General features: G+C 58.6%; 9 protein-coding genes. 5 read left to right on the forward strand and 4 right to left on the reverse strand.

Features of this window, described 5'->3' with window-relative positions:
• Window positions 1-144: 144 nt before the first annotated feature.
• The 5 genes from DXT88_RS14325 to DXT88_RS14345 all read left to right on the forward strand — a co-directional run bounded on the left by DXT88_RS14325 (window position 145) and on the right by DXT88_RS14345 (window position 5,021).
• A complete protein-coding gene (locus DXT88_RS14325) occupies window positions 145-642 on the forward strand; it encodes a rhodanese-like domain-containing protein (protein WP_265214532.1) in 498 nt (165 codons plus the stop codon).
• A gap of 64 nt (window positions 643-706) precedes the next feature.
• On the forward strand, window positions 707-1,639 hold the full coding sequence (gene epsC / locus DXT88_RS14330; RefSeq protein WP_265214424.1) for a serine O-acetyltransferase EpsC: 933 nt from the start codon (window positions 707-709) through the stop codon (window positions 1,637-1,639).
• Between the two features lie 36 nt (window positions 1,640-1,675).
• Window positions 1,676-2,011, forward strand: coding sequence for a helix-turn-helix domain-containing protein (locus DXT88_RS14335; protein WP_265214426.1), 336 nt, complete (start codon window positions 1,676-1,678; stop codon window positions 2,009-2,011).
• Between the two features lie 80 nt (window positions 2,012-2,091).
• Window positions 2,092-3,024 carry a family 2A encapsulin nanocompartment shell protein gene (locus DXT88_RS14340; protein ID WP_016835647.1) on the forward strand — a complete coding sequence of 311 codons (933 nt, stop codon included), beginning with the start codon at window positions 2,092-2,094 and terminating at the stop codon, window positions 3,022-3,024.
• Window positions 3,025-3,032: 8 nt separating this feature from the next.
• Window positions 3,033-5,021, forward strand: a complete 1,989-nt coding sequence (locus DXT88_RS14345) for a family 2A encapsulin nanocompartment cargo protein cysteine desulfurase (protein ID WP_265214429.1) — start codon at window positions 3,033-3,035, stop codon at window positions 5,019-5,021.
• Between the two features lie 97 nt (window positions 5,022-5,118).
• On the opposite strand, the gene DXT88_RS14350 is transcribed toward DXT88_RS14345, so the two are convergent.
• From DXT88_RS14350 to DXT88_RS14365, 4 genes are all read right to left on the reverse strand, one after another.
• Window positions 5,119-6,822 carry a ShlB/FhaC/HecB family hemolysin secretion/activation protein gene (locus DXT88_RS14350; RefSeq protein ID WP_265214431.1) on the reverse strand — a complete coding sequence of 568 codons (1,704 nt, stop codon included), beginning with the start codon at window positions 6,820-6,822 and terminating at the stop codon, window positions 5,119-5,121.
• A 95-nt stretch (window positions 6,823-6,917) separates the two neighbouring features.
• Entirely contained in the window at window positions 6,918-7,376 is a 459-nt protein-coding gene (locus DXT88_RS14355; RefSeq protein WP_157137938.1) for a hypothetical protein, read from the reverse strand.
• A 30-nt stretch (window positions 7,377-7,406) separates the two neighbouring features.
• Entirely contained in the window at window positions 7,407-7,799 is a 393-nt protein-coding gene (locus tag DXT88_RS14360; protein WP_157137937.1) for a hypothetical protein, read from the reverse strand.
• Window positions 7,796-14,278, reverse strand: a complete 6,483-nt coding sequence (locus tag DXT88_RS14365; protein ID WP_265214434.1) for a two-partner secretion domain-containing protein — start codon at window positions 14,276-14,278, stop codon at window positions 7,796-7,798. The genes DXT88_RS14360 and DXT88_RS14365 overlap by 4 nt, the downstream gene beginning before the upstream one ends.
• Between the last annotated feature and the right edge of the window lie 37 nt (window positions 14,279-14,315).

Consider the following 14,315-nt stretch of genomic DNA (forward strand, 5'->3'; position numbering starts at 1 on the left):
ATTTCAAATTGGCGGCCCGTACATTTATGTCAACGGCCTGCTGTCGTCTATCGCCACCAGAATGACCGCAATGGCGAGCAGGTCCGAGCCGATTCGCAAGGTCAGAACATTCAGAACGTCAGAACAATCATCGAGGTCTCCTTCATGTCCGTCGCTTATTCGTCCGCACCTGTCCAATCCCCTGTATCCACAGCGGCCTTGCCCGAGGAGCTGGCCTCCATCAAGGCAGATGCCCGATCTTCTTCCCTGCCCTACGCCGGCGGCGTTCCGCCGGTGCTGGCCTGGAAGCTGTTTTCCACCCGGCAGGTCTTGCTGGTGGATGTCCGCTCGAATGAAGAGCGCAAGTTTGTCGGCCATGTTCCCGGCAGCATCCATGTGCCGTGGGCGACCGGCACTGCGCTGACGCGCAATCCGCGCTTCGTGCGTGAACTGGAAAGCAAGATCGGCGGCAAGGAGGTCGTCGCGCTGCTGCTGTGCCGCAGCGGCAAGCGCTCGGCGCTCGCGGCGGAAGCGGCGACCAAGGCCGGCCTCACCTGTATTTTCAATGTACTGGAAGGCTTCGAAGGCGAGATCGACGCGCAGCAGCAGCGCGGCAAAGCCGACGGCTGGCGCTTCCATGGACTGCCTTGGATCCAGGACTGAATACGGGGACTGAATGCAGGACCAAGCCCGGCCGGACGACAACAAGTAAAGATAAAGGAACAGCGTGGCCACTTTCGACATTCCCAACATCGTGCAGTCGTTGCACGAAGCGCGTCTCAGCTGGCGCCAGGCGCAACGGCGCGCCAGCGAACCGGGGGGACGCGAGTTTCCCTCACGTGACGCGCTGTCCGAAGTCATCGAGAGCCTGAAGGGCGTGCTGTTCCCGATGCGCCTCGGCCCGCCCGACCTGCGCCAGGAAAGCGAAGATTTCCACGTCGCTCATGCACTGGATGCGGCACTGCATTCGCTGCTGAAACAGGTGCGGCTTGAATTGAAATACAACGCCGCGCTCACCAGCGTCGCCGGCGCCACCGAGCGCGACATCGAGCATGGTGCACTGGCGGCGACACGGACTTTCGCAGCCGCGCTCCCGGCCATCCGCACCCTGCTCGACAGCGACGTGCTGGCAGCCTATCAGGGCGACCCGGCGGCGCGCAGCGTTGATGAAGTGTTGCTGTGCTATCCCGGCGTGCTGGCGATGATCCACTATCGCCTCGGCCACCAGCTGTATGTCCTGGGCCTGCCGCTGCTGGCGCGCATCGTCGCCGAACTCGCGCACGGCGCCACCGGTATCGACATCCATCCGGGCGCCACCATCGGCGCCGGCTTCTTCATCGATCACGGCACCGGTGTAGTGATCGGCGAGACTGCGGTCATTGGTGAACGCGTACGCGTCTACCAGGCGGTCACGCTGGGCGCGAAACGTTTTCCGACCGATGCGGAAGGCAATCTCCAGAAAGGCTTGCCGCGACATCCGGTGGTGGAAGACGACGTCGTCATCTATGCCGGCGCCACCATCCTCGGACGCATCACGCTGGGCAAAGGCGCGGTCATCGGCGGCAATGTCTGGCTGACCCACGATGTGCCGCCGGGCGGCCGCATCGCGCAGGCGGAGTCGCGTGAAGGCGCGTTTGCCAACGGCATCGCTTCCACGTGAACATCATCGTGAACCGCCTCATCCGGGAGAGCTGACATGAATACCAGACAACACGCCGGCAAGCCTCCGAAATCCGAGCCGACGGAAAGCAGCGACAACCTCCCCAGCCCGCTGGTGCAAAGCTTCGGCATCGGCGTGCGGCAGTTGCGCGAGGCGCAGGGCTGGTCGCAGGAACGCTTGGCCGAGAACTCCAACCTGAATCGCTCCTACATCGGCGAAATCGAGCGCGGCTGCGCCATCGCCTCGCTGGTTACCGTCGAGAAACTGGCCGTCGCTCTGAAGCTGACGCCCTCCGCCCTGGTGACGCGCGGCGAAGCGATCAGCCAGATGAACCTGGTGCGCGGGATCAAGTTGATGGCTATAGCATGTTGAGGCAACAACGCCGAGACGCCACACTCTGACGGTCATTTTTCAGTCGTCTTTTTTATTTCACTTATTGAATTGGAGTCACGATGTCGGCAACAGTTGGCGGTACCACCGCGCTTGGCGATAACGCCGCACGGCAACTAGCAAACGCAACCAAAACCGTACCGCAACTGGAAACCATCAGCCCCCGCTGGCTGACGCATCTGTTGCAATGGGTTCCCGTCGAGGCCGGCATCTATCGCCTCAACAAGGTCAAGAATCCCGAATCGATCAAGGTCACCTGCACCGCACGCGAAGAAGAAAACCAGCTGCCGCGCACCTTCGTCGACTACGAAGAAAATCCACGCGAATATTTCCTCAACGCGGTGTCGACCGTGCTGGACGTGCACACCCGCGTCTCCGATCTGTACAGCAGCCCGCATGACCAGATCAAGGAACAGCTGCGCCTGACCATCGAGACCATCAAGGAAAACCAGGAAAGCGAACTGATCAACAATCCCGACTACGGCCTGCTGGCGCAAGTCACCGATGAACAGCGCATCTTCCCGCTGACCGGCGCACCGACGCCGGACGATCTCGACGAGCTGCTGACCAAGGTCTGGAAAGAACCGGCCTTCTTCCTCACGCATCCGCTGGCCATCGCCGCATTCGGCCGCGAAGCCACCCGTCGCGGCACGCCGCCGCCGACCATCAGCCTGTTCGGTTCGCAATTCATCACCTGGCGCGGCATTCCGCTGATCCCCTCGGACAAGGTGCCGGTGGCCGACGGCAAGAGCAAGATCCTGCTGCTGCGCGTGGGCGACAAGCGCCAGGGCGTGGTCGGGCTGTTCCAACCCGGCCTGCCGGGCGAACAAAGCCCGGGCTTGTCGGTGCGCTTCATGGGCATCAACAACCATGCGATTTCGTCATATCTGATTTCGCTGTATTGCTCGCTCGCGGTGTTGACCACCGACGCGCTGGCGGTGCTCGACGATGTCGAGATCGGCAAGTACCACGATTATCCCGACACCTATAAATAAGCCGCGACGTGAGCCTACTTTCGCCCCCACCCTCATTGCCGTCCGGCCAGCCTGTCGGCGTTCCTGAAGCATCAGGCGCGCCGTTCGATCCGGCGGTGCTGGCGCGCCTGGCGACCGAGTTCTTCTCGGCCCCGCCGGCGCCGCCGTTCGCACCGCACGGTGTGCAGGCGCCCGCCAACATTGCACCGCCCGGTTCGCCGCTGGTCAGTCCGGCAGGTTTCGGGCCGGGCGTACCCGGCACACCGATCCCGCAGGGCCAGATTCCCGGCGCCAACCTGATCCCCGCATCGCCGACCCAAGTGCTGTCGCTGGGCAATCGCGCGCCTGCCCTGGCCCCGGTTGCTCCGGCCGGCAACGGCGTACCGGACAAGATCCTGAGCGCAGTGCCTGCCTACGATGCACGCAGCGGCGGCGCCTTGCTGGGCGTGCCGGAATCAGTTGGCGGGTCGGGCGGCACTCGGCCGACAGCCGGCGCATCGCCTTACTATTTCCTCAGCGACAGCTATGGACAGCCTGCTGCAGGAAATGTCCCCGGACCGGCAACACCGGATGCATATCATTTGCCGACACCGCCGATCCCGGAACACCGCAGCCTGACTGCGCCACCGGCGACCGGAATTCCAGGCGCGGCATCGTCCTCATCCGCGCCTTCGCCATCCGCCACGCCGCAGTATTACTTCGTCGACTCGGTGGTGCTGCCGAGCGGCTACGTCACGCCTGCCAAGGCGCAACCGCATGCGACGGTGCCGCTGGCCGGCGGCGATCGCCATGCGCCGTTCGACGTAAACGCGGTGCGACGCGATTTCCCGATTCTTCAGGAGCGCGTCAACGGTCGCCAACTGGTCTGGTTCGACAACGCGGCAACAACGCACAAGCCGCAGTCGGTGATCGACCGCATCAGCTATTTCTACGCGCACGAAAACTCGAACATCCACCGCGCCGCGCATGAACTGGCGGCACGCGCCACCGACGCCTACGAGGGCGCGCGTGAACGGGTGCGCCGCTTCATCAATGCGCCGGACGTCAACGAAGTCATCTTCGTGCGCGGCACGACAGAAGCCATCAACCTGGTGGCCAAAAGCTGGGGTGCACAGCATGTCGGCGAAGGCGACGAGATCATCGTCTCCAACCTCGAGCATCACGCCAACATCGTTCCGTGGCAACAGCTGGCCGCCGCCAAGGGCGCGAAACTGCGCGTGATACCGGTGGACGATTCAGGGCAGATCCTGCTGGACGAATATCGCAAGCTGCTCAACGACCGCACCAGGATCGTGGCGATCACCCAGGTGTCGAATGCGCTCGGCACGGTCACGCCGGTCAAGGAAATCGTCGAGCTGGCACATCGCGCCGGCGCCAAGGCGCTGGTCGACGGCGCACAGTCGGTGTCCCACATGCGCGTCGACGTGCAGGAGCTGGGCGCCGACTTCTTCGTGTTCTCGGGCCACAAGGTGTTCGGCCCGACCGGCATCGGCGTGGTCTGGGGCAAGCGCGACGTGCTGGAAGACATGCCGCCGTGGCAAGGCGGCGGCAACATGATCGCCGACGTGACATTCGAGAAGACGGTGTTCCAGCCGATCCCAAACAAGTTCGAAGCGGGCACGGGCAACATCGCCGACGCCGTCGGACTGGGCGCCGCGATCGACTACGTCAACAAGATCGGCATCGAAAACATCGCCCGCTATGAGCACGACCTGCTGGTCTACGGCATGCAGCAGCTGCGCGAGATCAAGGGCGTGCGCCTGATCGGCACGGCCGACGACAAGGCCAGCGTGATGTCGTTCGTGCTGGCAGGCTACAGCACCGAGGAAGTCGGTCATGCGCTCAACGAAGAAGGTATCGCCGTGCGTACCGGCCATCACTGCGCCCAACCGATTCTGCGCCGTTTCGGCGTCGAAACGACGGTACGCCCGTCACTGGCTTTTTATAATACCTTCGACGAAATCGACCGTCTTGCGACGGTCGTCAGAAGACTCGCCGGACAACGGCGAGCCGGCTGAACGGGCTATCGGAAGTCTGTTATGTCTGCTATCAAAGCGGCCACATCTTCGGGTGTGGCCGTTTTTTTCTTGAAAATCCCGACAGCAGTTATAACAATCAAAATGCAAGATTGACACTGAACCCACCCGTTACGTCCGCAGTCTTGAATCCATCCGGCTTGTTCAACGGCCTGGCGATAAAAGCGTCATAGCTCACCGTCCAGAATGCCCCGCGCAAGCCGATGACTGCACCGGCCAAACGATCTCCAAGAAGATATTGCGCCGACGGTCCACTGACCTGTCCCGCATCAATGCCGGCATACAACTCCTGATTGCCCTGCCCTAATGCCAACGCCAGTTCGTTGCGAACCAGCCAGCCGCGCTCGGCCTGCAGGATCAGCTCACCATCGAAGCCGCGCACAGTGTAACGGCCGCCGATGGCGAACTGGTCTTGCGACGGCAATGCGCCACGATTCCATTGCGTGCGTACGCTGCCGTTGTAACGCAGGCGCTGGCCAGCGATCTGGAATGGCGCATTGATCGTGGCGTCCGCCACGAAGAGACCGTAGCGTGTCGCCAACTGCGGAAGATCGGCGGTAGATTCGGGTTCCCGGCCTTGCTTGTCAAGTGCGCGGCGGTAGACCAGGTTCGCATCGACCGTGGCATCACCGATGAACTCACGATGATTCACGCCGGCCTCCCACGCGCTGGTCCGATGGCGTTGCGGCCCGACTTCGGTATCGTCGATGAAGTTGCGCGAGTTGCGCAGCAGACCTTTGAGCGACAGCGTCGTCTTGCGGACGGCATCGCGGTATATCAGGCGGGACAACTTCAATTCGGCGTTTTCGCTTTGGCCGCTATAAATAATGGAGTTGTTTGCGCCGGCAACTTGCTGATGATAGCGGCTGCCTGACAACGTGCCACCCAGCATCCAGTAGCCGGCAGGTACGGAATAATGGACCGTATAGCTGTTGACGCCATGATCGCCATAGTGACCGAGACTGCGATTCCAGCTTGCATAGAAGAGATCGTTGAGAGTCCACCAGTTGTCATAAGACAGCGTGGCGCCGGCCTGGTATTTGCCGGTGGCCTTGGAACCGCCATCGTCGAGCGCAACATTGAAGCGAAACGGAAAACTTTGCTGATAGCGGATCACCAGGTCGCTATCGCCGGGCTGCTCGGCCGCTTCGGTGGGAGTCACTTCGATGTCAGCTTGTGCCGTCGATACACGTTTGAAATTCTCCAGCCCTTGTTCGATATCGCGCAGATTGAGGATATCGCCTGCGTTGATCGGCAGGGCATTCCAGGCGGTTCCGCGCGGACTGGCATCAGGTGCGAAACGGATGTGACGCACGTGCCCGGGCAAGATCGTCAGGACCAGCTCGCCACTCTTAAGATCTTGGGTCGCTGCTCGGATCTGGGATGTCGTATAGCCTCGCAGGATGAGCGCATTTTGCATGTGCGCAATGACGATATTGACGCCTTCTGTTCCGAGACAACTACCAAGCGCACCGCCTTGGCCGGTGACGCTGCTCAGTGCGAACTGAAATCGTTCGGCCGCTTCGCCGATCAGGCTGATCCGAGAGATGGGAAAGCAAGGCGATTCTTGCACTGGAAAAATTGTAGAGACATCGACTTCTTTCGGCGCCGGCAAGCGCACATCGGGCGACTGCTCCTGCTGCTGACGCAGTAACCGCTCGCGTTCGCGTTGTAGTTGCTCCTGGTTGGCGGCGATGTCAGTGCCGGTGGTTTGCGCTTGGACAGATCCGCTGGCGAGCAGCATGGCGAGGCTGCTGAGCAAGCCTGATGTGATGCTTTGCATGAGTTTATTTCTTTTTGTCGTTTGATTTGACTGCGCTAGGTCGCTTGTTGGTGGAGGGTTATCACGACCAACTTCCAGATGAGATGGGTCTCGATTTACTGCCCTGCTTTCTTGCCAATCACTGTCACTTTAATATTGGATGATGCGTTTAGTTTGATGGCTTCTTCGGTCTCCACGTACAAAAAAATATGTTTCGAAGAAGTATTCTGAGTTACTTTTTCTATTGCAGCTTTGACTGTCGCAACGGTGACTAACGACGAATGACCAACTACCCCGATCGCTAGGTCACTTTTAAGATTGAGTAGTGATTCCAGAGATTCAATGGCATTCGAATTCATTACTCCCAATATCCCACTCATCATTGCATTGGCGACACCATTACCTGGTGACGGCACTATGACGATAAACATATTTGGCCTTCTTGCAACACGATTAATCGCGTCAATCTGAGTCTTATATTCGTCAGCATTAAATCGTTCTGGTGCACTAACGCACCCAGCCATGCTTAAAATAAGTACAAAGAAAGTTGCTAGCGATTCTCTTTTTATTTTCATGAAAAAATTATGTAGGTGGCTGACGTCCTATCAATCAGGTAGGGCATGGTATTCACCACGTGTGGATCGACACGCAAAGGAGTTCTTAAACGTCTGATAGGAGCAAATGTCCGGATATCCATCCGGCTTCGGCACGAATACATAGCCTTTTTTCAACATGCAAATGTCGCTATAGTTGGCACGATCTTCACTAGTGCCGGACGATAGTTCCTTATTTCTTTGAATTTCATTCCAACAGCCCCGGTCTGCACGTTTGATATCATCAACGCTTGCTCCTGATTTTTTCCATAGAAAATATTCTGGTGGCAATGGTTTATCCATATCAGCAATGGATTGACAGCCTCCAAGCGAGAAAATCGTTGTCATAACTACGGTCCGCAATAACTGCAAATCCGTTTTGAAAATATTTTTTTTAAGGTTCATTTTTTAACTCTATTTATATTTTTGGGTGGAACAAGTAGGGGCGTACTGATTTGCCCCTTCCCCCATACAACGTCAGTTTCATTCCGTGAGCGATTGCGATCTCCACTATCATTACGCTCTGGAGGCAAATATCCCGTATAGGCCCCGTGCGAGTCAGGAAATGACGATGTGTTGCCTCCAGTTGGCGCATTCCCACCAATCATCGTTCCCACCGGATCATTCTTGTGTGTAGATTGGTAAACAACACCTCTCCCGCTGGTAGCCTGATTAACGCGGTCGGCCATACGGTCTGCATTCGCCGCCGCACCATTGAACGTGACACTACCTATTGCCACATCTGTTGTCCCGCGATTCAATTGTTCCGCCACCGCATTGCTACTTGTTAGACTGCCTCGGCTATGATCAACTTCAATTACGACACCGCCTTGCATCTTTGCTTGTTCACGTATATCAATATTCGCTTTGCTAGCATTACTGATAGGCAAAGCGGCGCCCAAAATCTCATTGAGCTTGTCCCATCCGGCATATAACACTTCCGCCACAGGATTACCCGTGTAGGGATTAATGATGACGTAGACACCGTGCGCATTTGCTGCATCATTACTTTGTCTTCCAGCATTCTCCAACGCTTGCTTTTCTGTATTCATAATGCCGTGGTTGTAGACGTAAATTTTTCCATCGATCACTTTGACATCTGCTTGGTCGACTTTTGTGCTCTGACAGTTTTGCCCACCGCTATCGCATTTCTGTAACAGGATTTTTTTATCAGCCGTAGCAGATTGAATGACACGATAAATGGTCGCCACCGATACCTGTTTTGTTGCTTCCTGCATGATCTGGTTTTGCGCTTCGGCGTCTTGTTGCAGTTCCTTGCCGTTCCATGTCTTCTTGAGCGCGTTGCTGTTGTCTTTGTCGCTACGAACGGTTGTGTCGCCAGCAATGCCTGAGACGCCAGATGTGGTGGTGCTGGATACACTGCCACTGTCCTTGCCAAATCCAATGCCCGCGCCGTTCAGGGCGCTGTTACCGCCACCGACACTAAAGCTCTGACTCTCGGCCTTGTAGTCGCTCTTGTTCTGGAGGTTACTGGTGGTCAGACTGGCGGTGGTGAAACTGTTCTTGTTGTCGGTGATGGCCTTGTCATTGCTGGTGATCTTGCTGCCTTTCAGGTCGGTGTTGCCGTTGACGTTGATCTTGAAGCCGTCAGCTCCCGCCAGGATGCCGCTTTGCTCGGTGACGCTCTGGTAGTTGCCGTCGACCTTGCTTCTTGAGGCGCTGAGGCTACCTGACACAAAGCCTTTCGTGCCGAGGCCCACACTGATGCTGCCACCCAGGCTTTGCTGCTGGCTCTTGTATTGGCTGGTGTCTTGCAGGCTTTCCATATTGAGATTGCCACCGACATTGGCGGTGACTTGCTCGCCTGACGCCGTTGCTCCCTCGATGGTGGTGTCGCCGCCGGAGTTCATCGTCAGTTGGTTGCTGGCCTTGACGTGCGTATTGGTGACATCGCTGTCGCTGCCATCGCCCTTGCCACGACTACCCGAAGCGCTGGCATTGACCATGAAACCAGAACTGCCGAAGGAAATTCCGAGGCTGGCCGAGCTGCCCTTGTTGGTGCTGTGTTCTTCGTTGCTGTTGCGCTGACCAATAAGGTTGATCTGGCTGTCGGCTTTGAGGTTGACGTTAGTGCCGCTGACTTCGCTGCCACCGATGGTGAGATTACTTTTTGCACCTGCACCGATGGCGATGATCGTGGTATTGCCGCCTGCGACGACGGTCGAACCTGCCGACGTCGTGCTGGTTTGTACGGTGTTGCTCTGGTTGCTGGACGTACCCATCGAGATGGCTAGATCGACACCACCGGCCGGGGCGGCGCTGCCGCCTACTGCCCCGGCGGCGTTTGCTACGGCCAAGGCGCTGGCAGCATCGGCCAGCACCTTGCTGCGGCCGTTCTTAGTTTTTTGTTTGGCATCCTGCATGCTCATCACGGTTTGCACGGCAGACACCACCGGATTGGTGATTTGCACGGTGACGCCTTGCTGCTTGGATTTTGTTTCTTGCGTGTTCTGCTCGGTGTTGACGCCGGCGGTGATGTCGACTTGCTTGCCGCTGATGCTGACGTTGCCTTGCGGGGCAATAACGGCGCTGGCGGTCTGAGTGTAGTGCTGGCCGGCGGCCAGGGTCACGTCGCCGTTGGTGGCGCCGACGGTCGAGCCGCTTACGGTGCTGCTGCTGCGGGTCTGAGCTGTACTTTGCATCTTGCTGCCGACGGTGACGCCAAGGCCACCGCCGCTGAACATGCCGGAGGTGGTTTCTTTCTTGTAATGGCTTTCGGTGCTGGTGTCGGTGGCGGCGACGATGTTGATGTCATTGACGGCGGTAATCTGCGTGCCTTGTGTGGAGACAACGTCGCTGCCGGTGATGGTCGCGTTGTTGCCGGCGGCCAGCACGGTGGTGTTGCCGCTGAAGGTGCTGCCGGTTTGGCGGCTATAGCTGCTGGCGTCGTCGGTTTGCGTGGTTTTGCCACTGAGGATGCCGCTGGAACTCTTCTGGTGCTCGTCGCGCGCGCTGGCCGATTCATTGGCGGTGCCGATGTTCAGATTGTTGCCGGCGGTAGCGGCCAATGCAGCGACGGCTGTGACTTGCGTACCTTTAGTGGTGAGGTCGTGGCCGGCGTTGATGCTGATGTTGTTACCGGTGATTTGAGTGGCGACCTCCTGGCTGGCAGTGACCGTGGCGCGATTCACACCCGCTTCCGTGCCGTGGGCACCGTTGGCCTGATCGACGAAATTGGGGCCGGTAAGTGTACTGACCCAGTTGGAGGCGCCCTTGTCATCGGCCCAGCGTATTTGCTCGGTGTAGCCCTGCGTCACCGTGCCGAGGTTGACGTCGCGCACGGCAGAGAGATTGGCGTTGCCGGTGGCATTGATCACCGCAGCGTTGGCGGTGATGTCACGTCCGGCGGCCATGGTGAGTGTGTTGCCGGTGACGCTGGCGACACTGTCGATGTTGCTGCCGCTGGTGGTGGCGTTGGCGGTCGATACGCTGGTGCTGTTGACGCTGATGTCGCGATTGGCGAGCAAGGCCGCGCTGTTTCTGCCGTCGATCTTGCCGCCCAAATTATTAATGTCGGTCTGCGCCTGCAATATCGTATCGGTACCGGACACGCGGCCGCCGAGATTGTTGATGTTGTTGCCGGCCAGCACAGCAGTATTTTTAGCGGCAATCGTGCCGTAGTTGAGGATGTCGCCTGCGGTCTGGTAATTGACGTTGGTGCCGGAGATCAGAGTGCCTTCGCCGGTCACTTGCAGGCGGTTGGCGCGTAGGTAGACCTGTGGCACCAGCACGTCCTGTGTGCTGCCGTCGGCCAGTGTCACGGTTTGTTTGACCAGCCAAACGATGTCGGAGGTGAGCATGGCCATCTGGGTAGCAGTCAGTGCAATACCGAGCTGATAGTGGAAGAGCTGCGCCATTTGCACGCCGGCAGTCATCAGCGCCTGATATTGCGCTTCGTTATTGGCGTGGTTGCCTGCGTAGCGCTGGCCGATGGCCTTTTGAATCTGCTGCTGGACCAAGAGCTGCTCGTAAAAACCGTCGCCGAGTCGTTTCATGACCAGGTTGGGGTCCTGGCTCAATTGAGTGAGCATGAAATCTGAGCTGAGCCAGCTGCGGTAGTTGGCAAACTGCGGATCGGTGGCGATCAGGTAGCGGTTGTTGCCGGGTACGAACAAAGCGCTGTCGGGCAGGCTGATGTCGGGATTGCCGGTGCGTACGACCATGCTGGTGTTGCCGGGAATTGAGCTCGGAGTACTTTTAAGCGTCCTGGCTTGCTGGGCACCACTGCCGTTGGTTGGTGTGATGTCCAGCAAAAAACTGGTCTGTATCGATTGACCTTCATACGGGCGGGCGTCGTAGCGACGGTCATCAGCGCTGAAACGATGGCTCTTGATGTAGGTATATTTGGCGGTGCCTGTGGTGGTGACGACTTGCGTGCCGGTTACGCCGTTGTTGACAGGCTTGGTGCCGAGGACGTTGTTGCCGGTGTTGTCGCCGCCGGCGATGATCTGACTGTTGCGGTTATTGACGGTCATGCTGTTAAAACGCAGGTTTCCGCCGATATTTATCATGCCGGGATCGCTGCGGGTAACCTTGGTGCGAGAAATCTGTTCGGTGCCGTCGTAGATAGTCCATTCACTGACCATCTGCCCCGAGGGGAGCACCAGACGGTAGTTGTCTTCGTCGCCCATTTGTGCCCAGTCGGTCACTACCTGACCGCTGTCTTTGTTGACCAGGCGTACGCTGTCGGCGTCGAGCTTTTCGGTCGCGCCATTCAGGCGATATTGCACGATGCGACGGCCGGTGCTGTTCTCGACTGTCGTTTCCAGATGGGCGTTGATGTTGTTGACGATGTTGTGGTTGATCGTGGCGTTGCCGTCGGCGGCAATGGTGGCGCTGCTGTTGTTGATGGTGTCGCCCATGCCGATGGCTTGGTGGCTGGCGTCTAGCGCCTTGCCGGTAACAAGGTCGCCGGCGGAATAGATCAGGGTGTGGTCGCTGTTATTGATGGTGGTCTCGCCCAGGTCCATGCGCGTGCGCGCGGCGATGACCGGTGCCGAGGTGACGCCGTTGACGGTTTCTGCAAGATTGTTGAGCGTGTCACCGGAGAGAGCCACGTGGTCGCCGTAGATGCGGCCGGTGCCGATGTTGTTGATCGTCGGACTGTCTATGAACGTGTCGCTGCCATCGATCAGGCCACGATTGGTAAAGGTATGACTGTCGGTGGCGCGCAACTGATGGGTCTTGGCGATGAGTTGGCCGACTGTCTGGTTGTCGATCGATTTGGCGGTGGCGGCGAGCGTCTTGCCGGCCAGCAGCTTGCCGCTATTGATGAGTTTGCCGGCGGTCGTGACGGTGGTGTTGCCATCGGCTTGGATAATGCCGGTGTTTCTGTAGTTGGCGTCGAGCTCGAGTGACAGATCGCCCAGGCTGAGCGCTTTGCCATCGCCGGTCATGGTGGCGCTGTCGACAGACAGTTGCTTGCCGGCGATGAGCGTTCCACCGGTATTGACGATGGTTTGAGTTTTAGGACTACCAGCGGCATGGGTGTCGTGTACGTCCAGCGTCTGGCTTGCAGACAGCGAGCCATTGGTGTTGTCTATGGCGCCTGCGCCGGCCATCGTCAGATCGGTGTTGGCGCGAACTGTACCCGTCTTGTTATTGACGTTGGTGGCGGCAATCGTTACCGCTTGACCCTGTATGCCGAAATCAGCGCCTGTCGTATTGCTGTTGTTAACGTTTGCGGCAGTGATTGTCGTGGTGAGGTTGGAGCGGACCAAGCCATTGCTGTTGTCGAGCTGACCGGCGCCAAGTGCCAGTGTGGTGCTGCCGCCCGCCTGGAACTGGCTACCCTGGTTGTTCAGGCCGGTAGCGGTGGTGGCGATATTTTGCGTGGCTGTGATGCTGCCCTTGTTTTGCAGCAGGCCATCCACTGAAACGATGACGTCGCCTGCACCGGCGCCAATGACCCCGGAATTGTTCATGCCGACGCCGTGCTCAGTGCCGACCAGAACGATCTGCCCCGAATACATGCCTGCCAGCTTCGCCACGTCAATGGAAAATTGACCGGGCGCTGCACCCGTTGCGCCAGTGGTCGGTGTCACGACGCTATTGTCAGCAGAGATGGTATTGACGCCGGTGCTGACCTTGAGCTTGTTGGACCAGATGTTGGCGTTGACCTGCACGGCTCGCGCCATGATGTCGGTGTAGTCGGTCGATCTGGCATCGAGGCCGTTGCCGTCGATGATGACCGTACCGCCGCTGACGCGGTAGGAGTCGAGCGCGCCGCCCACGATGTTGGGGAGACCTGTCGTCAGTGTGGCGCGGCTGGCGTTCAGGAAGCCGCCGCCACTGATCACCAGACCCGAAGGATTCGCCAGAATGACTTGTGCACGATCACCTGCGACTTCGACATAGCCGCGCAAATAGCTGGGGTTGCTGGAGTTGACTTCGTTGAGGATGACCTTGGCGGTGCCGGTCGCCAACCAGGGATTACCCTGCACCCAACCGCCTAATTGCGTCAGTGCATTGTTGCGGGCGTTGTTGAGAATGACGCCTTTGCTATCGACGTCGAACTGGCTGTAGACATTGCGTGAGACGCCTTGGGCGCTTGGCGTCTGAATATTGACCAACGGCACGCCGTTACCGGTTTGCAGGACAGTGGGCTGTTGATTGCCCGGGGCATTGCGGTAAGCCACGACCTGGGCGTCGACAACGGTAGCGCTGCCAAAGAGTGCGGCGATGCCGACGGCCAGATAACGCAGGCGAAGGAAGAATAAACCGCTAAGTGCGGAGAGAGCGGCAATAAACAAAGCGGTGCTGCCGGTGGAGCGACCTTTGCTCCGGGTGCAGGTGGTTTCCGCGACGGCGGTGTATTCGCAGGTATTTCGATTGAAGACGACCCGATAACAGTTCTTGTTCATGTCCACACCCACTCAATCATTGATTAAGCGCGCGACT

Source organism: Herbaspirillum lusitanum (assembly GCF_026127345.1).
GTDB lineage: Bacteria > Pseudomonadota > Gammaproteobacteria > Burkholderiales > Burkholderiaceae_D > Herbaspirillum > Herbaspirillum lusitanum.

Excerpts from the sequence above, each read along its gene's own strand:
- DXT88_RS14325 (WP_265214532.1), top strand. The coding sequence starts at position 145 with ATGTCCGTCGCTTATTCGTCCGCACCTGTCCAATCCCCTGTATCCACA.
- DXT88_RS14335 (WP_265214426.1), top strand. The coding sequence starts at position 1,676 with ATGAATACCAGACAACACGCCGGCAAGCCTCCGAAATCCGAGCCGACG.
- DXT88_RS14340 (WP_016835647.1), top strand. The coding sequence starts at position 2,092 with ATGTCGGCAACAGTTGGCGGTACCACCGCGCTTGGCGATAACGCCGCA.
- DXT88_RS14350 (WP_265214431.1), bottom strand. The coding sequence starts at position 6,822 with ATGCAAAGCATCACATCAGGCTTGCTCAGCAGCCTCGCCATGCTGCTC.
- DXT88_RS14355 (WP_157137938.1), bottom strand. The coding sequence starts at position 7,376 with ATGAAAATAAAAAGAGAATCGCTAGCAACTTTCTTTGTACTTATTTTA.
- DXT88_RS14360 (WP_157137937.1), bottom strand. The coding sequence starts at position 7,799 with ATGAACCTTAAAAAAAATATTTTCAAAACGGATTTGCAGTTATTGCGG.
- DXT88_RS14365 (WP_265214434.1), bottom strand. The coding sequence starts at position 14,278 with ATGAACAAGAACTGTTATCGGGTCGTCTTCAATCGAAATACCTGCGAA.